General features: G+C 29.3%; 22 protein-coding genes. 16 read left to right on the top strand and 6 right to left on the bottom strand.

What is annotated here, in order from left to right:
• Positions 1-184: 184 nt before the first annotated feature.
• Entirely contained in the window at positions 185-1,510 is a 1,326-nt protein-coding gene (locus tag ELQ05_RS00600; protein ID WP_002856545.1) for an apolipoprotein N-acyltransferase, read from the bottom strand.
• Between ELQ05_RS00600 and yajC the strand changes: the two genes are divergently transcribed.
• From yajC to ELQ05_RS00525, 15 genes are read left to right on the top strand one after another with little or no spacing between them, the layout of a single operon-like run.
• The gene (gene yajC, locus ELQ05_RS00595; RefSeq protein WP_002786346.1) at positions 1,483-1,755 is read left to right on the top strand and encodes a preprotein translocase subunit YajC; all 273 of its coding nucleotides are present in this window, start codon (positions 1,483-1,485) and stop codon (positions 1,753-1,755) included. The two genes, ELQ05_RS00600 and yajC, sit on opposite strands and share 28 nt — an antisense overlap.
• On the top strand, positions 1,748-3,328 hold the full coding sequence (gene secD, locus ELQ05_RS00590) for a protein translocase subunit SecD (protein WP_002866115.1): 1,581 nt from the start codon (positions 1,748-1,750) through the stop codon (positions 3,326-3,328). The genes yajC and secD overlap by 8 nt, the downstream gene beginning before the upstream one ends.
• Positions 3,328-4,299: a protein translocase subunit SecF gene (gene secF / locus ELQ05_RS00585; RefSeq protein ID WP_057042810.1), complete on the top strand. Its 972-nt coding sequence runs from the start codon at positions 3,328-3,330 to the stop codon at positions 4,297-4,299. The genes secD and secF overlap by 1 nt, the downstream gene beginning before the upstream one ends.
• 9 nt (positions 4,300-4,308) lie before the next feature.
• Positions 4,309-6,738: a leucine--tRNA ligase gene (gene leuS / locus ELQ05_RS00580; protein WP_070317078.1), complete on the top strand. Its 2,430-nt coding sequence runs from the start codon at positions 4,309-4,311 to the stop codon at positions 6,736-6,738.
• Positions 6,735-7,247 carry an LPS assembly lipoprotein LptE gene (gene lptE, locus ELQ05_RS00575; protein WP_070317079.1) on the top strand — a complete coding sequence of 171 codons (513 nt, stop codon included), beginning with the start codon at positions 6,735-6,737 and terminating at the stop codon, positions 7,245-7,247. The genes leuS and lptE overlap by 4 nt, the downstream gene beginning before the upstream one ends.
• Positions 7,231-8,619 (top strand): hypothetical protein, encoded by a 1,389-nt coding sequence (locus tag ELQ05_RS00570; protein ID WP_002936721.1) that lies wholly within the window; start codon positions 7,231-7,233, stop codon positions 8,617-8,619. The genes lptE and ELQ05_RS00570 overlap by 17 nt, the downstream gene beginning before the upstream one ends.
• Positions 8,619-9,779, top strand: a complete 1,161-nt coding sequence (locus ELQ05_RS00565; protein WP_070317080.1) for a folylpolyglutamate synthase/dihydrofolate synthase family protein — start codon at positions 8,619-8,621, stop codon at positions 9,777-9,779. The genes ELQ05_RS00570 and ELQ05_RS00565 overlap by 1 nt, the downstream gene beginning before the upstream one ends.
• Positions 9,766-10,668 carry a M23 family metallopeptidase gene (locus tag ELQ05_RS00560; RefSeq protein WP_002866112.1) on the top strand — a complete coding sequence of 301 codons (903 nt, stop codon included), beginning with the start codon at positions 9,766-9,768 and terminating at the stop codon, positions 10,666-10,668. Before ELQ05_RS00565 ends, ELQ05_RS00560 begins: the two co-directional genes overlap by 14 nt.
• The gene (locus tag ELQ05_RS00555; RefSeq protein ID WP_002868630.1) at positions 10,605-11,000 is read left to right on the top strand and encodes a polymer-forming cytoskeletal protein; all 396 of its coding nucleotides are present in this window, start codon (positions 10,605-10,607) and stop codon (positions 10,998-11,000) included. Before ELQ05_RS00560 ends, ELQ05_RS00555 begins: the two co-directional genes overlap by 64 nt.
• A complete protein-coding gene (locus ELQ05_RS00550; protein WP_057042819.1) occupies positions 11,000-13,936 on the top strand; it encodes a DEAD/DEAH box helicase in 2,937 nt (978 codons plus the stop codon). The genes ELQ05_RS00555 and ELQ05_RS00550 overlap by 1 nt, the downstream gene beginning before the upstream one ends.
• Before the next feature lies 1 nt (position 13,937).
• Positions 13,938-14,699: an ATP-binding protein gene (locus ELQ05_RS00545; RefSeq protein WP_134239836.1), complete on the top strand. Its 762-nt coding sequence runs from the start codon at positions 13,938-13,940 to the stop codon at positions 14,697-14,699.
• The gene (locus ELQ05_RS00540) at positions 14,696-15,382 is read left to right on the top strand and encodes an endonuclease III domain-containing protein (protein ID WP_134239835.1); all 687 of its coding nucleotides are present in this window, start codon (positions 14,696-14,698) and stop codon (positions 15,380-15,382) included. The genes ELQ05_RS00545 and ELQ05_RS00540 overlap by 4 nt, the downstream gene beginning before the upstream one ends.
• Positions 15,379-16,191 (top strand): bifunctional hydroxymethylpyrimidine kinase/phosphomethylpyrimidine kinase, encoded by an 813-nt coding sequence (gene thiD, locus ELQ05_RS00535; protein ID WP_134239834.1) that lies wholly within the window; start codon positions 15,379-15,381, stop codon positions 16,189-16,191. Before ELQ05_RS00540 ends, thiD begins: the two co-directional genes overlap by 4 nt.
• Positions 16,181-16,813, top strand: a complete 633-nt coding sequence (gene thiE / locus ELQ05_RS00530; RefSeq protein WP_057042821.1) for a thiamine phosphate synthase — start codon at positions 16,181-16,183, stop codon at positions 16,811-16,813. Before thiD ends, thiE begins: the two co-directional genes overlap by 11 nt.
• Positions 16,791-17,420 carry a uroporphyrinogen-III synthase gene (locus tag ELQ05_RS00525; protein WP_002866105.1) on the top strand — a complete coding sequence of 210 codons (630 nt, stop codon included), beginning with the start codon at positions 16,791-16,793 and terminating at the stop codon, positions 17,418-17,420. Before thiE ends, ELQ05_RS00525 begins: the two co-directional genes overlap by 23 nt.
• Here ELQ05_RS00525 and ELQ05_RS00520 read toward each other — a convergent pair.
• From ELQ05_RS00520 to fliW, 5 genes are read right to left on the bottom strand one after another with little or no spacing between them, the layout of a single operon-like run.
• Positions 17,417-17,869 carry a hypothetical protein gene (locus ELQ05_RS00520; protein WP_032603535.1) on the bottom strand — a complete coding sequence of 151 codons (453 nt, stop codon included), beginning with the start codon at positions 17,867-17,869 and terminating at the stop codon, positions 17,417-17,419. The genes ELQ05_RS00525 and ELQ05_RS00520 overlap by 4 nt on opposite strands.
• On the bottom strand, positions 17,866-18,528 hold the full coding sequence (locus tag ELQ05_RS00515; RefSeq protein WP_134239833.1) for a hypothetical protein: 663 nt from the start codon (positions 18,526-18,528) through the stop codon (positions 17,866-17,868). The genes ELQ05_RS00520 and ELQ05_RS00515 overlap by 4 nt, the downstream gene beginning before the upstream one ends.
• Positions 18,525-18,827 carry a transformation system protein gene (locus tag ELQ05_RS00510; protein WP_002855822.1) on the bottom strand — a complete coding sequence of 101 codons (303 nt, stop codon included), beginning with the start codon at positions 18,825-18,827 and terminating at the stop codon, positions 18,525-18,527. Before ELQ05_RS00510 ends, ELQ05_RS00515 begins: the two co-directional genes overlap by 4 nt.
• On the bottom strand, positions 18,824-19,555 hold the full coding sequence (locus ELQ05_RS00505; RefSeq protein WP_002932769.1) for a pyrroline-5-carboxylate reductase: 732 nt from the start codon (positions 19,553-19,555) through the stop codon (positions 18,824-18,826). The genes ELQ05_RS00510 and ELQ05_RS00505 overlap by 4 nt, the downstream gene beginning before the upstream one ends.
• Positions 19,555-19,944, bottom strand: coding sequence for a flagellar assembly protein FliW (gene fliW, locus ELQ05_RS00500; RefSeq protein ID WP_002852982.1), 390 nt, complete (start codon positions 19,942-19,944; stop codon positions 19,555-19,557). The genes ELQ05_RS00505 and fliW overlap by 1 nt, the downstream gene beginning before the upstream one ends.
• Before the next feature lie 160 nt (positions 19,945-20,104).
• Here fliW and bamD point away from each other — a divergent pair, with 160 nt between their 5' ends.
• Positions 20,105-20,752, top strand: coding sequence for an outer membrane protein assembly factor BamD (gene bamD / locus ELQ05_RS00495; protein ID WP_002877748.1), 648 nt, complete (start codon positions 20,105-20,107; stop codon positions 20,750-20,752).
• Positions 20,753-20,766: the final 14 nt, after the last annotated feature.

Here is a 20,766-nt window from a genome sequence, read left to right as displayed (position 1 = left end):
TAATGAGGTTATATTAATTTTTGACTTAGAGGGATATTTTTCAATATCCCCCATAAATATAAAAGTTAGGAAGGAAGCTAAATTAATTTAGCTTTGGGGTAAAAACCCCTCTAAGTCAAAATATTGTTTGAGTAGAATTATAATATAAAATAACTTAAATTACTTTAAAATTAAAATTTTAATATTATTTTTTATCATTAAATATTTCTTTGGATAAATTTTTCCAATCTTTACTTAAAAGCTTTTTAGGGAGTATAACTATATTCTCTTTGCCATTTGTAGCATGATAAACACTAACCCCATATTTACTTGCATAAAATTTCATTAAGAGTTGCTGGAGTTTGTATTCGCTGCTATTATTAAACCAAGCATTGTTGCTTAGGGCTATAATAATTTGTGAATTTTGATAGTTTTGTTCTTTGGTAGCTTCATAACAAATTGCATTTGTGATAATTTGATTATCTAATTTATATTTGCTTTGTATAGGACCTTTAGAAAATTCTTCAATATTTTTAAGAAAATATTTTTTTGTTAAGTCTTTAAAAAATGGAATTTCTTCACCAAAGGGAACTAAAAAATGCTTATTTAAAATATAGACATTGCCTTTTTTAAAGATATAAGTGCTATTGTAAGTATGTTCTTTTTCAACATGAAATGCTCCTGTAATAATGGTAATTTTATAAGATAATTCTTTAAGCATGAGCTCATATTTGGTATTTTTTAAATCAAAAGCAAAAGCGGTTTCAGGCAAGATTACAAGTTCTTTTTTTTCATTTATAGCTTGAAGTATATCTTGAATTAAGATATCAGAATTTGATTTTAAATTTTCTTGTAAAAATTTTTGATCTTGAGAGATATTAGTATTGATGAGTTTATAGTTTAAATTAAGAGTTTGAGCTTGTTTTTCATTATATTGAAATCCACTAAAGAATAAAATAAGAACAATGGCTATTTTATAATATCTTGATATATAACCCTCATAGATGAAATATGCTATTAAAAATATGCAAATAATGCCACGATAACTTGGGTCAAAAAAACCATAAACTGTAAAAATTCCCCAATTAAGCCAATCAAATCCTAAAGGATGAATAAAACTTATGCAAAAAATTCCACAAAGCCTTAAAAAATCAAATTTTAATAAATAACATAATCTAAAAAGTAGTCCATAAATAAAACCAATGATAATTGGTATAATTGGCACTAAATAGTTTAGATTAAAATAAATTGAAGATAAACCAATCCACCAAAACCAAAGAATCCCTACAAAAAAACCTATCCAAAAATATTGTTTAGAATTTTTACTTTTTAGAAGTAAAACTAACCCCCAAATAGCTAAAAATGGGCTAATAGTTTGTGTAAAAATATTTTCAAAAAATGATAGATAAATAGAATTTGAAAGTAAAATTGCAATAAAAAAGACTTTTATTATTTTAAAAATGATAGAATTAGTGTTTAATTTTTTTGGAATAAAGGAAAAATATGGCAGAAAATTCAATTTTAACTTCATTGTTACCTCTTGTAGTGTTATTTGCAATTTTTTATTTCTTGGTGATCAGACCGCAACAAAAACAAGCAAAAGCACATAAACAAATGCTTGAGTCTTTGCAAAAAGGAGATAAAATCATCACTAATGGCGGACTTATTTGTGAAGTCGTAAAACCAGAGGAGGATTTTATCAAAGTTAAGCTTAATGAAGACAATGTTACTGCAAAAATTTCAAGAGAATTTATAGCAAAGAAAATTGATGCGTAATTCTAAAATCAATTATCGCTTGATTATTTTTATAGCGGTATTTATTTTTGGAGTGGCTTTTTCACTCCCTTCTTTTTTGCAGTCAGAACGTGGTGCGAAGATTAATTTAGGGCTTGATTTGCAAGGCGGACTTTATATGCTCTTAGGTGTAGATAATGAAGAAGCTGTAAAATCTAAAATAAAATCAATTGCATCTTCATTGAGTTATTCTTTTAATAAAGAAAATATTTTAAATGATGGCTTAAATACCCATGATGATATTTTAGAATTTACTTTGCTTGATAATGCAGATATTGCAAAAGTTGAAAATTTGCTTAAAGAAATAAAAGGAATTAATATACAAAGTGAAAATATGCACTATAAAATTTCTTTTACCTCAGAAGAAGTAAAAAATATAGAAAATTTTGCACTTTTGCAAGCAGTTGAAACCATAAGAAATAGGCTTGATCAATTTGGTTTAGCAGAGCCAACAGTTGCTAAACAAGGTGATGATAAGATTTTGGTTGAACTTGCAGGGATTAAAACCAAAGAAGATGAACTAAGAGCAAAAGAACGCATCACAAAAGCAGCACATTTGCAACTTATGGAAGTTGATGATTCTAAAATGGGTCAAGCTTCTACAATGAGTGATGCTGAGGCTGCGAGTTATGGACTGATTTTAGTGTCTGATTCTAGAAATCCAAATTTAAAATATACCTTAAAAAGCATACCTATTTTAGATGGATCTATGCTTACTGATGCTAGAGTAGGGATTAGTGATAAGAGTAATTATCCTGTAATTAATTTTACTTTAAATGCCGAGGGTTCTAAAAAATTTGCTGATTATACAGGAGCAAATGTTGGAAAGCGTCTTGCTATTGTACTTGATAATAAAGTGTATTCTGCTCCATCTATCAATGAACGCATAGGTGGAGGTAGTGGGCAAATCAGTGGAGCTTTTACCCAAGAAGAAGCGCGTGATGTGGCGGTAGCTTTAAGAAGTGGAGCTTTGCTTGCGCCTGTAAAATTACTTGAACAAAGAAGTATAGGACCATCTTTAGGTGCTGATAGTATTAAAATGAGTATGATAGCCTTAATCGGTGCATCGGTTTTTATTGTAATATTTATGATGATGTATTACGGTGTGGCAGGAATTTTTGCAAATATTGCAATGTTGGTTAATGTTTTGGTAGTAGTGGCTGTTATGGCTATGTTTGGAGCAACTTTAACTTTACCAGGGATGGCAGGACTTGTTTTAACTGTGGGTATGGCGGTAGATGCAAATGTGATTATCAATGAGCGCATACGAGAACTCTTGCGAGATGGAGTAAATATAAGAGCTAGTATAGAACAAGGCTATAAAAATGCTATGAGTGCGATTATAGATTCAAATATCACTTCTTTAGTTACTTCGGTAGCACTTTATGCCTATGGAACAGGAGCAGTTAAAGGTTTTGCTGTGACTTTGGGAATTGGTATTGTCGTTTCTATGATTACAGCTATTTTAGGAACTCACGGAATGTTTGATTATTTTATGCAACGCATAGAAAAAAGTAATAATACAAGATTTTGGTTTGGTTACAGGAGAAGATAATGCAGTTTTTTAGCGAAAAGAAAATTTATGATTTTATGAGAATGCGTTTTGCTGCTATTTCTCTTTCTTTTATTTTGTTTTTTGGTTCTATTTATTTGCTTTGGGATAGGGGTTTGCAATATGGTATTGATTTTAGCGGAGGAACTTTAGTTCAGCTTAAATATGAAAATGCAGCTCCTATAACACAAATCCGAGAAATTTTAGAAAAACAAGGAACTTTTCAAAATTTATCTGTAACTGAATTTGGAAGCAATGAAGAAGTAACCATACGCTTTTTAGGAAGCAACGATAATGTAAGCAATGATATAGGCGAGCATATAAGCACTCTTTTAAAGGATACGGGAAAATTTGAAGTGCGTCGTGCTGATGTGGTAGGTCCAAAAGTAGGTGATGAACTTAGAAATAAAGGACTTATGGCTATAGCTGTATCTTTGATAGCAATTTTAATTTATATAGCGTTGCGTTTTGAGTGGCGTTTTGCTCTTGCGGCTATAATCAGTGAAATTCATGATGTTGTGATTACTTTAGGGGCAATTTCTTTATTTAAAATTGATGTTAATTTAGATACTTTGGCTGCTGTTTTAACTGTGCTTGGGTACTCTTTGAATGATACAATTATTATTTTTGATAGAATCAGAGAAGGCATTAAAACAAGTAAAAAAACCGAACTTGCACCTATTATCAATGAAAGTGTTTCAGCAACTTTATCAAGAACGGTTTTAACTTCAGGGTTAACTTTAGCAACCGTTGTGATACTTTATTTCTTTGGCGGGGAAATGATACAAGGATTTTCTTTGACTTTAATTATAGGTATTATAGCGGGAACTTTAAGCTCTATTTTTGTTGCAAGTCCGACATTATTATGGTTTAAATTTAGTGTGCTTGAGTTTAGAAATAAAGAAATTGAAAAAGCAAAAAGAAAACAAGATAAAGAACGCAATCGTGCAATGTATGAAAAAGGAACAGTGTAAGGAGAATTTATGGCTTATGAAGCAAGTTTAATAGAAAAAAAATGGCAAAAAATTTGGGATGAAAATGAATATTTTGAGCCAAAAGATGATTTAAATTTGCCTAAAAAATATATTTTATCGATGTTTCCTTATCCTAGCGGACGCATTCACATGGGGCATGTAAGAAATTATACTATAGGTGATGCTTTAGCAAGATATTATCGCAAGATAGGATTTAATGTTTTACATCCTATAGGTTTTGATAGCTTTGGTATGCCTGCTGAAAACGCAGCTATTAAACATAAAATTCATCCTAAGTCATGGACTTATGAAAATATAGCTTATATGAAAAAAGAACTTTTTTCTTTAGGTTTTTCTTTTTCTAAAAAAAGAATGCTTGCTACTTCAGATCCACTTTATACAAAATTTGAGCAAGAATTTTTTATTAAGATGTTTGAAAAAGGTTTGATTTACACTAAAGAAGCAAATGTGAATTGGTGTGAGCAAGATCAAACGGTTTTGGCTAATGAGCAAGTTGAAGACGGAAAATGTTGGCGTTGTGGTCATGAAGTGGTGCAGAAAAAAATGCCAGGTTATTATGTAAAAATCACTGCTTATGCTGAGGAACTTTTAAAAGATTTAGAAGAATTAAAAGATAAATGGCCTAATCAAGTTTTAACTATGCAAGAAAATTGGATTGGTAAAAGCGAAGGTTTGGAATTTTCTTTAAATTTAGACGAAGAAAGCAAGCAAAAAACTAAAGAAAGTTCTTTAGAAGTTTTTACTACAAGAGCAGATACAATTTATGGAGTTTCGTATATCGCTTTAGCTCCAGAACATAAAATTGTTCAAAATTTGCTTTCGCAAAATTTATTAAATCAAGATGTATTAAATAAAATCAAAGCTATTCAAAATCAAAGCCCAAGAGAAAGACAAAGTTCTGAAAAAGAAGGTTATTTTTTAGGAATTTATGCCATTCATCCTTTAAGCGGAGAAAAAATTCCTTTATGGGTGGCTAATTTTGTCTTGGCTGATTATGGTAGTGGAGCGGTTATGGCTGTTCCAGCTCATGATGAAAGAGATTTTGAATTTGCAACAAAATATAATCTTGCCATCAAACAAGTTATTCAAACTCAAGAAAATTTACCTTATACGCAAAAATCAGGAAAATTAATCCATAGTCAAGAATTTGATAATCTTGATTGTAATGAGGCAAGATTAAAAATTATTTCTCAGTTTGAAGCTAAAAATATAGGAAAAAGGGTTGTAAATTTTAAAATTCGTGATTGGGGTGTTTCGCGTCAAAGATATTGGGGTGCGCCTATTCCTATGATTAAATGTCAAAGCTGTGGTATAGTACCTCAAAAACTAGAAAATTTACCTATTACTCTGCCTGAAGATGCGCAAATTACAGGAGAGGGCAATCCACTTGATAAACATCCAACTTGGAAAAATTGTATTTGTCCCAAATGTGGCAAAGAGGCTCAAAAAGAAAGCGATACTTTAGATACTTTTTTTGAAAGTTCTTGGTATTTTGCACGTTTTGCAAGCGATGAGAAAACTTGGCAGGAAAAAGCTTTAGATGAAAAAAGTGTGAAGTATTGGATGAGTGTGGATCAATATATAGGTGGTATTGAACATGCAATCTTGCATTTACTTTATGCGAGATTTTTCCAAAAAGCTTTAAGAGACTTGGGTTATTTAACGCAAAATGAACCTTTTGATAGACTTTTAACTCAGGGTATGGTGTTAAAAGATGGTGCTAAAATGTCAAAATCAAAAGGCAATGTTGTAGATCCTGATGAGATTATAGAAAAATACGGTGCTGATACCGCAAGACTTTTTATACTTTTTGCTGCGCCTCCGGCTAAAGAGCTTGAATGGAATGATGATGCTGTTGAAGGGGCTTATAGATTTATTTGCAAACTTTATGATAGGGCGCAAAATGTTAAAAAAGGTGAGCTTGTAGAATTAAAACAAGAAAATTTAAACAAAGAAGAAAAATATGCAAGATTAAAGGTATATGAAGCTTTGAAAAAATCTTTTGAAGTTTATCATCAAAGTTTTGCTTTTAATACTTTAATTGCAGCTTGCATGGAAGCTTTAAATGCTTTAGCGCTTTGTAAAAATGAAGCTTTGGAGCAAGAGGCTTTTTATATTATTTTAAATATTTTAGAGCCTATTATTCCTCATGTTTGTTTTGAGCTTAGCGAGGAGCTTTTTAAATGTAAAAATTTCAAAAAATTAGAACTTAAAGAAGAGGTTTTTGTAAAAGATACTTTAAATTTAGCTGTAAGTATTAATGGCAAAAAAAGGGCTGAATTTGAAATTTCAAGTAGTGCGAGCAAAGAAGAAATTTTAGCTTTTGCAAAAGAAAATACTGCTAAATGGCTTGAAGGTAAGAGTATAGTTAAAGAAATTTATGTGGAAGGAAAGCTAGTTAATCTGGTGATTAAATGAAAAAGATTTTAATTTTTTGTATAGGTTTATTTTTAGGTGCTTGTGGATATGTTCCTACATCAAAAATCGCTAATAATATTTTCGATGAGAAAGTTTATGTTAATGTTGAATTAAGTCAACAAGACCCAAAAAATAGTATCTATGTTGCCGATACTTTAAAAGAAATGGTAATTTCAAAATTAGGGCGTAAACTTGCTTTAAAACACGAGGCAGATGATGTAATTAATGTTAAAATGAATAATTTAGAATTTATTCCTTTAGCTTATGATAAAAATGGCTATGTTATTAGTTATAAAGCTAAATTAAATTTAGATTTTAATGTTGTCTTTAAAGATGGTTCAAGTCAGGCTTTTAGTACAAGTGGAAGTTATAATTTTGAAATTTCTCCAAATAGTATTATTAGTGATTCTGCAAGGTATGAGGCTATTCGAGCAGCTTCAAGCGAGGCATTTGATGAGTTTATTTCCGTAATTGCTATTAAAGGGCAAAAACATGATTCCAAATACTAATGAAATAGCAAAGCAAACTTTAATTGCATTAAAAGAAAGAAAACTAAAACCAACTCCTGAAAATTATACGGAAATTTTTGAAGAATTATCTTTAAAATATGGTATCACAAGCTCAAATAAAGCTAAACTTGACAAATACAAAACCTTGCTTTTACCGATTTATCAACAAGAATTAAATTCTAAAACTATAAGAAGTTTAGAAGAACTAATTAGTTTTTTAATTTCTGTTTTAAATAGACAAAGCGGAAAACAATTTAGTGAATTTTTTGATTTTTTATATACCATATCTAAAACTTTGCAAATAAGTAAGGATAAAAAGATAAGAGATTTGGCTAAGGTGACTTCGATTAGAATTTCTAAAACTATGGATAGTGAAAGTATTTACTTGCTTACTAAAAAATGGAAAGAGCTTGAAAGAAATTACGATGAAAATGACTTAGAAGAACAAGCTCGTAAATATGGCATTAGTAAATATGATGATTATGATAGCGTGATTAAAAAACTCTTAGTTAAACTTGAAGAGCGCAGTTATGAGCACTTTAGTGAATTATTATGCTTGGGTTTAAATCCTTCATTGGTAGAAGATTTAAAAATTCAAGGTTTTATACAAAATTTAACACAAAAGCCTTTTGTAATAGGCGAAGAAAATTTTAAAAATGAACTAATGGAATTTATAAATCATCGTATAATGGTTGATAATATGTATGTCCAAAAAAATTTAAATTTTTTTAATGATAATCTAAAAAAAATCTATGAATTGCTTGTCTTGCTTAATAAATCGAATGAAAAAAATATGGATTTTATCAATACTTTAAAACCAGATGAAAATGGGGAAGTAAAACTTAGTTTTGAGGATTTAAAACTAAAATTTAAACAACTTGGAGAAAAAATTACATCTTTAAATAATCAAATTGAATTCACGCAAAGCTTGGAGGAGAGAGAGGCTTGGAGTGTTCTTAAAGAGCTTGATAAAATGGATGAAAATTTTAATAAGTATAAAGTTAATTATTCTTTAGCTTTATTTTCTATAGTAAATTACCGTTTCATTATGGAAAAATATGGTATGGGAAGTTTGAATGAAATTTTTGTTCGATTTAAAAAAATTTTAAAAGATTCTTGTAGCGAATTTGATGAGCTGTGGATGATAGATGAAAAGAGTTATTTGATTGTTTCACCGGGAAAAAGTAAAGAAGAAATCATTCAACTTGTAAATACAAATCTTAAAACTATAGAAAATTTTAGATTTATTTATAAGCAAGATATCATAACACCTAAAATTCATGTGGCTTATCTTGATAAACAAAGTAAGCCAAATATTAATATTTTGGATGAGTTGATACAGCAGATTTCAACAGTTGATGAACAAATATAATGAAAGTTGAGAATTTTTTAGCTCAAAAAAGTATAAATTACGATAAAATTGATCGTTTTTTGATGTTTAGAATGTATGAAAAATATAAGAAATATTTTAAAAATATTCCTATAATTCAACTTGTAGGCACAAATGGTAAAGGTAGTACGGGTAGATATTTAACCCAACTTTTAGAAAATTTAAATTATAAAATAGGGCATTATACTAGCCCCCACATTTTCAGTTTTAATGAAAGATTTTATCTTGATGGTAAGATTGCAAATGATGAAGAATTAGAACAAGCTCATATAAGACTTGAAGAAATTTTTAAACAAGACTTGCAAAAATTAAGTTATTTCGAATATGCTACTTTTTTAGCTATGATTTTATTTCAAAAATGCGATTTCATTGTTTTAGAAGCAGGAGTGGGTGGAGAATATGATGCTACTTCTGTTTTTGAAAGAAGAATGAATATTTTTACAAGAATTGGATTTGACCATATTCAAATTTTGGGCAATTCTTTAGAAGATATTGCAAGAACCAAGCTTAAAGTTATGGCGCCTATAGCACTTATAAGTGATGAGCAAGAGCAAAATGTTTTAAATTTAGCAAAAAAAATTGCTTTTTTAAAAAAAGCTAATTTGCAAGTTTCTTCCTTAAATCCTTTTTTGAAAGAAAAATTTGAGATTTATTGTAAAAAGTTTGTTTTACCTTGTTTTTTAAAGCATAATTTAAAGCTTGCATTAAAGGCTTGTGAAATTTTAACTTCGCAAGAAAAAACCTTAGAAGCTTTAAAAAAGTTACAAGAGTTAAATTTACAAGGAAGATGCCAAGAAATTTCTCCAAATTTTTTTGTTGATGTGGGTCATAATCCCATGGCTGCTAAGGCTATGCTTGATAAATTTCAAGGAGAAAAAATAAATCTTATTTATAATGCTTATTTGGATAAGGATATTTTTCAAATTTTAAATACATTAAAGCCTATTATTGATACAATACAAATATATAAATATAAAAGTGCAGAACGAAAGCTGGCTGATGATGAAATTTATAGTATTGCATCAAAGCTAGGCATACAATGTAAAGAATTTGTAAAATTAGAAGAGAATAAAAAAAATCTAGTTTTTGGTTCTTTTATGCTGGTAGAAAATTTTTTAAAGGAGTGGTGTGGTAAAAAATAAATTCACTATTACCATTACAGATATTAACGGTTCAAGACATTTTTATTTAAATCAAATAATTAAAAAAATAGTTTTTTATACTATTGCTTTTATTGTTTTATTTTTAGTTTTTAGTGGTTTTTATATCAAATATCTCGATAGCAAACTTAGCGATATCAGTGAAAAGCGTGAGGAGCTTTTGAAAAAAAGCAAAGAATTGGAATTATCTAATTCGCAAATGCAAAAAAGCATAGAAGAAAAAACTCAGCAGTATGCAGCTATAGAAGATAAAATAGCTTCTTTTGAAGAGGCTTTGGGCTTAGAAGCAGAAAATAATCTTACAATTAGTGCAAGACTTGATAATCTTCAGCTTACCAATGAGCAGCAACTTGGAATTTTGGGACAAATTCCTAATGGATGGCCTATTGAAAATAAAGGCATTACAGGAAATTTTGGCTGGAGAGAGCATCCGCTTTTAAAAAGAAGGGAATTTCATCCTGGTATTGATTTAAGAGCGGAAATTGGTACTCCTATTTATGCACCAGCAAGTGGAGTAGTGGAATTTTCAGGTTATAGTGATAACGGCTATGGTTATAATGTAATTTTATTGCATAATTTTGGTTTTAAAACAGTATTTGCTCATATGATGCGCAAAGAAGTAGTCAAAGCAGGTCAATTTGTTAGCAAGGGGCAGTTGATAGGTTATAGTGGCAATACAGGTCTTTCTACGGGGCCGCATTTGCACTATGAGGTAAGGTTTATTAATAAAACTTTAGAACCTTTGTATTTTTTAAATTTGCAAAGAAAAAATATGAATGATTTTTTTAATCAAGAAAGGAGAGTTCCATGGCAATCTTTAATAAAGGCGGTATCAGCCCAACATCCAGCTCTAGCTCAGAAACAACAGTAATTTCTTCAGGTGCGAGAATTGAGGGTAAATTTTATTTTGCTTCTATGCTTCATGTTGATGGAGAGTTAAGTGGTATTATTCATTCTGAAAGCATTGTGGTTATCGGAAAAAATGGAAATTTAAAAGGTGAATTACAAGCAGATAAAATTGTAGTAAATGGGTATTTTGAAGGGCAACTTGAGGCCAATAGTTTAGAAATTTTAGCAGGCGGAGTTGTTAATGGCGATATTTCAACGCAAAAAATTTCTATAGAAAATGGCGGTCGTTTTAATGGAACTAGTAAAATTAAAGAAGATACTATCAAACTTATTGAAAATAATAACGAAGAATAATGCAAGCTTCATTTTATGAATACCTACAAAATCCAAAAATTTGTGAACTTTTGCTTTGTAAAGATGAAAAACAAGCAGATTTACTTGCTCAAGTTTCACGATTTAAGGGTTTAAAAACCTTTGTTTTACCTGATTTTAGAGCGCAGTTTGGAGATGATTTAAGGGCTTTTTCTAAAGAACTTTTTGATCTTTGCAAGATTTTAAATGCTTATCATAAAGAAGAAGAAAAAAAAATCCTTATTTCTCCTTTAAATACTGTTTTAAAAAAACTTCCTTCAAAAAAACATTTACAAAATTATCATATCGATAAAAAACAAAATTTTGATTTGAAATGTTTTGAAGATGAAATTTCAAGATTGGGATACGAATTTGTAGATATAGTTCAGGATAAAGGTGAAATTTCAATTCGTGCGGATATTATTGATATTTTTTGTATCAATGAAGAAAATCCTATTAGAATTTTGCTTTTTGGCGAAGAGATTGAAAGTATAAGATATTTTGATTTGCAAAGTCAAAAGTCTATTCCTAACGAACTAGAACATTTTGAAATTTGTCCTTTTTTAAAATATTTTGACAAAGAAAATTATGAAATTTTTAAGGACAAATTAGAAGATTTTCAAAGTGATACTTTAATACATGATATCAATTCTTTAGGGTTTTGGTGTATTGATGATTTTTTTGATTATTTAGAACTTGATTTTTTAGCTTGTGAAAAGTTTGATATTAACGAATATGAAAAAGATATAAGTTTTGTGAATGCAAAAATTTTACCTCAAGCTAAAAAATTTAAAGAATTGCAAAGTTCTTACAATAAAGATTTTTTTGAATTTCATAAAAATAAAAAAATCACACTTTTAGCTAAAAACGAAGCTTTATTTAAAGCTTTAGAGCTTGAAGATACTCAAAATATCTATTTTGTAAAAAGTGATTTAAGGCTTAATCTTATTAGTCCTGAAGAGCTAATCATTTCTTTAAATCAAAAAGAAAAACAAAAAACAAGAAAAAAAGCTAGTTTGATTATAGATGAGCTTAAAAATGGGGATTATATAGTACACGAAGATTACGGAGTGGGTAAATTTTTAGGTCTTGAGATGATAGTGATAAGCGGAGCAAAAAAAGAGTTTGTTGCTATAGAGTATCAAAATTCTGATAAGCTTTTATTACCAGTGGAAAATCTTTATTTGATTGATAAATATTTGGGCGTGAGTGGATCTATTCCAAGTTTAGACAAACTAGGTAAAACAAGCTTTATTAAACTTAAAGAAAAATTAAAAACTAAACTTTTAGCCATAGCTTCTGAAATTGTTATTATGGCAGCTAAAAGATCTTTAGTGCAAGCAAAAAAAATCACAGTGGATTTAAGTAGACAAGCTGATTTTATAGCTAGTGCGGGTTTTGTTTATACAAGTGATCAAGATAAAGCCTGCCATGAAATTTTGCAAGATTTTCAAAGTGGAAAAGTCATGGATAGGCTTTTAAGCGGTGATGTGGGTTTTGGAAAAACAGAAGTTGCTATGAATGCTATTTATCCAGTAGTTAAAAGCGGATTTTGCGCATTTTTATTTGCACCTACAACTTTGCTTTCTCATCAGCATTATAAAACCTTAAAAAAGCGTTTTGATCCTTTTGATATAGAGGTTTTTAAACTTGATCGCTTTACAAGTAGTGCAGAAAAAAAACAGGTTTTACAAAATTTAAAAGAAAATAAAGCTTGTGTAGTTGTAGGAACTCATGCACTTTTAAGTGTAGAATGTGAAAATTTAGCTCTTGTTATTATTGATGAAGAGCATAAATTTGGAGTGAAACAAAAAGAAAAGCTTAAGGAAATCACTCAAAATTCACATATTTTATCCATGTCAGCAACCCCTATACCAAGAAGCTTAAATCAAGCTTTAAGTTCTATAAAATCTTATAGTGTTTTACAAACTCCACCAGAAGATAGAATAGATGTAAGAACTTTTGTTAAAGAAAATGATGACGCACTTTTAAAAGAAGTTATAGCAAGAGAGTTAAGACGCAGTGGGCAAATTTTTTATATTCATAATCATATTGCAAGTATAGAGCAGTGTAAAAAGCATTTATTAGAACTTTTTTCTACTTTGCGTATTTTGATTTTACATTCTAAAATTGATGCTAAGGTGCAAGAAGAAGAAATGTTGAAATTTGAAAACAAAGAATATGATTTGCTTTTAAGTACCTCTATCGTAGAAAGTGGTATTGATTTACCCAATGCAAATACTATTATAGTAGAAAAAAGCGATCGTTTTGGTATGGCTGATTTGCACCAATTGCGTGGGCGCGTGGGAAGAAGTGACAAGCAAGGCTATTGTTATTTTTTAATCGAAGATAAAAATATTATCACAAAAGATGCTTTAAAGCGCCTTGTTTCCTTAGAAAGTAATTCTTTTTTAGGTGCAGGATCTGTTTTGGCTTATCATGATCTTGAAATTCGTGGCGGTGGAAATTTATTAGGCGTGGATCAAAGCGGACATATCGAGCAAATTGGATATAGTCTATATCTTAAAATGTTAGAAGATGAACTTAATGCTTTAAGTAAAAATGAAGTGGATCAAAAAGAAAATAAACTTGATTTAAAACTCAATGTTAATGCCTTTTTAAACAGCGAACTTATCAGCGAAGATCGCTTAAGATTAGAACTTTATAGAAGGCTTAGTAAGTGTGAGCAAGTTCATGAGGTTTATGAGATTGAAGGTGAAATTGAAGATCGTTTTGGAAAACTTGATGTTTATACTAAGCAATTTTTATCTTTGATTATTATTAAAATTTTAGCTTTAAATAAATTTAAAAGTATTAGCAACTATGAGCAAAATATTCAATTTACTGCTTTAAATGATGAAAAAGAATTTATCAAGGCAAAAAGTAAAGACGATGATGATATTTTAGAGGCAATTTTAATGCATTTAAGAAAGGCTTAAAATGGATTGGAATAAAATTTATGCAGCAATTTATAGAGCAAGAAAAGACTATTTAAAGCCTATTTTTGAAATCGATCCTATCACTTTAAAAGATTTAGTAGGTATGGAAAGTCAAAAAAAAGCACTTTATGACAATACTTTAAATTTCATTCAAAATAAAGGGGCAAATCACGCACTTTTATGGGGATCTAAGGGCACTGGAAAATCAAGTTTGATTAAGGCTATATTTAATGAATTTAAAGAACAGGGCTTAAGACTTGTCGAATTAAATAAAGAAGATTTATTTGCCTTAGCAGATATCATCGATGAAATCAGATTAGAAAATTTTAAATTCATACTTTTTTGTGATGATTTTTCTTTTGAGAAGGGAGATGATAGTTATAAATTTTTAAAACCTTTGCTCGAAGGAAGCATAGAAAAAGCCCCAAATAATGTAATTATTTATGCGAGTTCAAATCGTAGGCATTTATTAAGTGAAAGCATTGCTGACAATCTTGATACGCAAATCACACATACAGAACTTCATTTAAGCGATGCTGCCGAAGAAAGATTAAGCTTGAGTGATAGATTTGGTTTGTGGTTAAGTTTTTATCAAGGAAATTTAGAAGAGTATTTAAAGATGATAGATTTTTATTTTAAAGATTATTCTTGCGATAAAGAGCTTTTACACGCTAAAGCTAAAGAATTTGCTACCTTAAGAGCAAGTAGAAGTGGTCGTACTGCAAAGCAATTTTATTTGGCTTTTAAGGAGAATTTTAAATGACTGGAGCGCAAATTTTTATCAAGCTTTTAAATTTAGATTTAAATTATCATGATTTTGATTGGCTTGAAAATCAAGGATTGAGTGAATTTGAGCTTTTAATTTCTGTCATTTTAACTCAAAATACAAATTGGAAAAATGTCTTAAAAGCTTTAGAAAATTTAAAAAAAGAAAATATTGCAAGCTTAGAACAAATCAATACTTTATCCAATTTAGAACTTGCAACTTTAATCAAGCCTAGCGGATTTTATAATACCAAAGCCAAGCGTTTAAAAGGCTTAGTAGAAAGTATCATAAACACTTATGAAAATTTAGAAAATTTTAAAACAAATGTAAGCAGAGAATGGCTTTTAAATATCAAAGGTTTGGGTTTTGAAAGTGTTGATGGGATATTAAATTATCTTTGCAAAAGAGAGATTTTGGTTGTAGATAGTTATAGTTTGCGTTTGGCTTTTCACTTAGGCTATGAGTTTGAAAATTATGAAGAATTAAGAGAATTTTTTCAAAGTGGTATAGAGAGTGAGCAAGAAAATTTGTGTAAAATTTTAGGGAGAAAATATGAACTTTACGAACTTTATCAAATTTTTCATGCTTTGATTGTAGCTTTTGCAAAACAGAGTTTTAAAGGACAAAAATTAAGCCCTAAGGGTGAAGAATGGATCAAAATTTTAAAGGAAGAATTATGAAAGCAAAAGGAAGCGAACTTATACCTGTTTTAACTATAGCAGGAAGTGATTGTAGTGGTGGAGCAGGGATACAAGCCGATCTTAAAACCTTTAGTGCGCACAATCTTTTTGGTATGAGTGTGGTTTTAAGTGTGGTAGCTGAAAATACCGCAAGGGTGATTTCTGTACACGATATACCTACTCAAAGCGTAGATGAACAAATGCTTGCCGTGTTTGAAGATATAGTGCCAAAGGCAACTAAAATCGGAATGATAGGTTCTTGTGAATTAATGAGCTGTGTAGCTAAAAATTTAAGCGAGTTTAAACCTCAAAATATAGTGATTGATCCTGTAATGTTTGCTAAAAATGGTTATGCTTTAATGCCGCAAGAAAATTGTGATTTTTTCAAACAAACCATAGTAAAATTTGCAGACATTCTTACGCCTAATATTCCTGAAGCAGAGTTTTTATGCGGTTTTAAGATCGCTAATGAAGAGCAGATGATAAAGGCGGCTAAACATTTATGCAGCTTGGGGGCTAAGGCAGTTTTACTTAAAGGCGGACATAGTAAAGAAAATGCCAATGATGTGCTTTATGATGGAAAAGAAATTTATATTTTAAAAGGCGAACGCATAGAAACTAAAAATACTCACGGTACAGGTTGTACGCTTTCTTCGGCTATTGCTAGTAATTTAGCTAAAGGCAAGGATTTATTTTATGCTGTTAGTGAGGCTAAAGAATATGTAAGAAATGTGATTTATTATTCACTCAATCTTGGAAAAGGTTGTGGTCCTACAAATCATTTTTTCAAGTTTTTAGATGAAAAATAAATTAGATCTTAGCCTTTATTTAGTTGCTTCTCAGGGAAATAAAAGCGAGGAGTGTTTTTTAAATACTTTAGAAAATGCTATAAAAGGTGGAGTAAGTATCATACAACTTCGTGAAAAAGAGCTTAATGCAAGAGAATTTTATAAACTAGGTTTAAAGGTACAAAAACTTTGCAAGGCCTATAAAATACCTTTTTTGATTAACGATAGAGTGGACATAGCTTTAGCCTTAGATGCTGATGGGGTGCATTTAGGGCAGGAAGATTTAGAAGTAAAACTAGCTAGAAAGCTTTTAGGAGATGAAAAAATCATAGGCTTAAGCCTTAAAAAACTAGAACAACTTGAGTTCATACAAGGAGCAAATTATCTAGGTTGTGGAGCCATTAAGGCAACGCCTACTAAAGAAAGTTCGCTTTTAAGCCTTGAGTTTTTAAGCCAAATTTGTGATAAAAGCCCTATAGGGGTTGTAGCCATAGGAGGGATTGATAAAGAAGTGCTTGATGAGTTAAAGGGTATAAATTTAAGCGGTGTGGCTGTGGTTAGGGCGATCATGGATGCTAAAGATGCTTTTTTGGCAGCTAAAGAGCTAAAGCGTAAAATCTATGAAAATTTACCTCTTAAATGAAACTCCTTTTGAAGGGGTGGAAAATCTTATTTTAAATGAGATTATTTTTTACGATTTTAGTGTGGATTTAAGTTTATATGATGCTTTAATCTGCACCTCAAAAAATGCTTTAAAAGCCTTACAAAATGCAAAAATCACTTTAAATTTTAAACTCAATTTATACGCTGTAGGACAAAGTACAGCTCAATACGCTAAAAATTTAGGTTTTAAAAAGATTAAAATTCCATCAAAGGCTTATGGAAAAGATCTTTTTCTTGAATTTAAAGAGGAATTAAAAACGCAAAAATGTTTATATTTAAGGGCTAAAAATATTGTTTCAACTTTAAATTTGGATCTTAAAAATGCAGGTGTGGATTTAGATGAAATGATTGTTTATGAAAATGTTTTTAAAAAAGGTGACAAAAAACTTACTCATCCTGCTATTTTTATATTTACCTCTCCTTTAAGTGTAGAAAATTTTTTAAAATTTTATAGCTTAAAAGAAGAAGATAAGGTTGTAGTTATAGGGCAAAGCACAGCAAAGAAGCTTTTAAATTTTAAAAATCTTTATATATGCGAAAATCAAAGTCTTTTAGAGTGTGTTAAGCTTGCTAAGACTTTGGTTTAATTTTTTAAATTCCAAAAATTTTCTTTGGGATAAATGATAATGCTTTTTGTGAGTAAAATTTCATCATTGACATTTTTATCACGATTTAAAGTAATGCTAATGTGGGCTATAATAACACCATCTTTGCTTAAATTTGCATCGGGATTGAAGTTGGAAAATTTAAAATTAACACATTGTACAATAGGATAAAAGTATTTTATTTTAATCAAAGCTTTTGCGTAATTAAAATATATATTATCTAAACATTCTTTATTTTCTTGCTTTGCTTGATATAAAAAATATTTAGAAAATTGTGTTGCATTGTGACTTAAAATTTGAGCTTGAAGGTAGTAATAACTATCTTGGATTATTTTTGGAGTGTAGCTAGATATGTTTAAGGTCAAGCTCATCCATAGACTTATTAGTAGTATTAAAAAAATTGTCCAAATTAAAACATAAGCTTTTTTCATAGTAAAATTCTTTTTTCAAGGCAATATTTTGTTTGTCTTTTTAGGCAAATTTTTAATTTATTGTTTTGCAGGTTAAATGAGCTTATGTTTTTAGAAATTAATCCTTGTTGGTTTAATTGTTCATTAAATTTTGGCTTTATTTCATATATAAGTTCTTCATTTTGCAATTTGATAACTAATTGAGCTTGCAAAGGAATAAAACTACCTGTAAAATTTGTAGATATACCATTTTCTAAGATGGATATTTTTTCAATCTTATTAATTTTATAAGCATAGCTAATATGCTCATTGTCATTATATAAATCTTTTCTATTTTGGAGTTGTGTTTTAAAATCAGAATGAGGTGAATAAAGTGTATGATTATTTTCTAAAATAAGAGCAGAATTAATAAGATAAAGTTTATTATCTTTTAGGCTAATTAACTCATCTTTTAAAAGACATTTTAATGTATTTTGTGAAAATGTAATATTAATACAATTTTGTATTAATTTTTCTATTTTAAGCAAGTTTAAATGTGTTTGAGTGATAAGATTGTTTGTATGTAAAGCAGTGAAATTTAAATGATAAAAATCCATTAAAGGTTTTGAAAGTAAGCTAGTTATAAAAGTAAAAAGTATTAGTGATATTATAAGTTCAAAAAGTGTAAAAGCTTTGCTCATTCTTTAAAATAAACGCTATAATTTTGATCTTGAAAGTATAATTTTTGAAATTGAAATATACCATCATTAACAAACTGTTCTTGTAAAACTATAGGTTTTAAGGCTGAAGTTTGAAGTATGATGGTTTTAAAAATGGGCTTTTCATATAATTCTTCTTGAAGTTTATAGAGTCTTTCAAAAATATTTAAATTTTCATAGTTTTTGTAAAGTTGAGTATAGTAATAAAAAATGCCAATGAAAATTAAAGATATGATCGTTATAGCACTAATACTTTCTATAAGTATGAAAGCCTTTTTCATTTAGCGCTGCTAGCATTTATGGCTTCAAAAAAACTTCCGCGAATTCCTTTTTGTTCGAGTATTTTTATGCCTTTTATTGTAACTCCGCCAGGGGAGCAAATATTTTCTTTGATAATAGCTGGATGTTCATGTTCTAGTAAAGCACTAGAGCTTTTAAATAAAGAGCGCGTAAGATTGAGACTAAGTTCTTTTGACAAACCTTCATAAACTCCAGCATTAGCAATACTTTCTGCTATAAGTGCTAAAAAAGCAGGAGCGCAGCCGCTAATCGCCATAGCTGCATTCATTTGTATTTCATTATCTAATTTATAAGCTGAACCAAAAGTTTTTAAAATGTCTAAAATTTCATTTTCAAAATGAGAGTTTTTAAGTATATATGGTGTAGTTGAAGCCTTATATTTAGCTGCTGTATTAGGCATTATTCTAACATAATTTTGAGCTTTGATGGTTTGTAGTTTTTCAAAATCAACATTGGCTAAAACAGAGATTAAGATGCGTGCTCGTCCTTTTAGTATTTGGGCAATATTTTCTAAAGCATAAGGTTTGAAAGCCAAAATAACATCTTTACCTTCTATGTTAAAATCTTTGTAAAGTAAGGTTTTAAAGCCTTCTTTGGTGAGGGCTTGAAGTTTTTCTATACTTCTTCCTACTATACAAATTTCATAATCATCTTTTAATCCATAGGCTAAGGCTGTTGCCATAGCTCCATTTGCAAGTATATAGAGCATTATTTTTTAATATAATTAGCAATTTGATCAGCTTGAAAAAAGTCCGGATAATTAACTGTATCTAGTATCACTTGTACCATAGTATTATTATCAAGATTAATGACTACTGGAGCTAGAAAATTCACTGTCGATTCTTCAATGCTTTTTGCTATGGCTACTATATTAAAAATTTTCATATTAGATTCAGGTGTTAAAGAAAGAAGCTCTTGATAATAAGTTGGTATATCAAATTCATAATCAGGTCTAATCAAATAAGGATTAATTAAAACAAAAGAAAAGTCTTTACCATCAAGACTTTTAAGTCTTACAAATACTTCATCGATAGTTGAAAATTCCATATTTTTGGTTTCTTCAAAACCTAAGATAGGGCATTTAACAGCTAGGGTCATGTTTTCTCCTCAAGTTATAATGTTTAATATTTTAACATAAAATAAGCAATAATCATTCCAAAATTTTAAATTATTTAATTAATTTTATTATAATTTTAGAAGAACATAATTATAAAATCGTTAAAATATAGATTTTTGAGAATATAAATCAAGGTGAAGTATGAAAAAAGGTATTTTTTTATTGGTTTTTTTAAGTGTTTTTTTTAATGCGTGTAGTACGAAAAATGATGAAGGTTTATACAATCTTAGTGCTAGTGAGTGGTATAAGCAAATTATTAAAGATTTACAAGACAAGGATTTGGAAAAAGCCGATGATCATTATAATGGTATGGCAAGTGAGCACGTTGCCGATCCTTTATTGGAAACTACTTTAATTATTTTAGCACAAGCTCATATGGATGAAGAGGAATATAAGTTAGCTGAATTTTATTTAGATGAATATAATAAAAAATTTGGAAATTCACGCAATGCTGATTATATTCGTTATCTTAAAATTAAAGCAAAATTTGATGCATTTGCAGTGCCAAATCGTAATCAGGCTTTAATGCTTGAAAGCCAAAAAGAAATAGATACTTTTTTGAAAGATTATCCTTATACAGAATATGAACCTTTGGTTCAAACAATGCTTACAAAATTTAATTTAGCGGTTTTTTATCTTAATAGTACTATAGAAAATCTATACCAGCGCATAGGGCATGATGAAAGTGCGCAAATTTATAAACAAAGACTTCAAGAAAGTGAATTTTATCAGCAAAGTATTATCAAACCTGAGCTTCCTTGGTATAGAAGTATATTTGAAAGATTTTAATAAACAAGGAAAAT

This window comes from Campylobacter sp. US53, assembly GCF_004378995.1.
Taxonomy (GTDB): domain Bacteria; phylum Campylobacterota; class Campylobacteria; order Campylobacterales; family Campylobacteraceae; genus Campylobacter_D; species Campylobacter_D jejuni.
The sequence above is the reverse complement of the archived record's forward strand: the minus strand, read 5'-3'. Positions and strand labels throughout refer to the sequence as shown.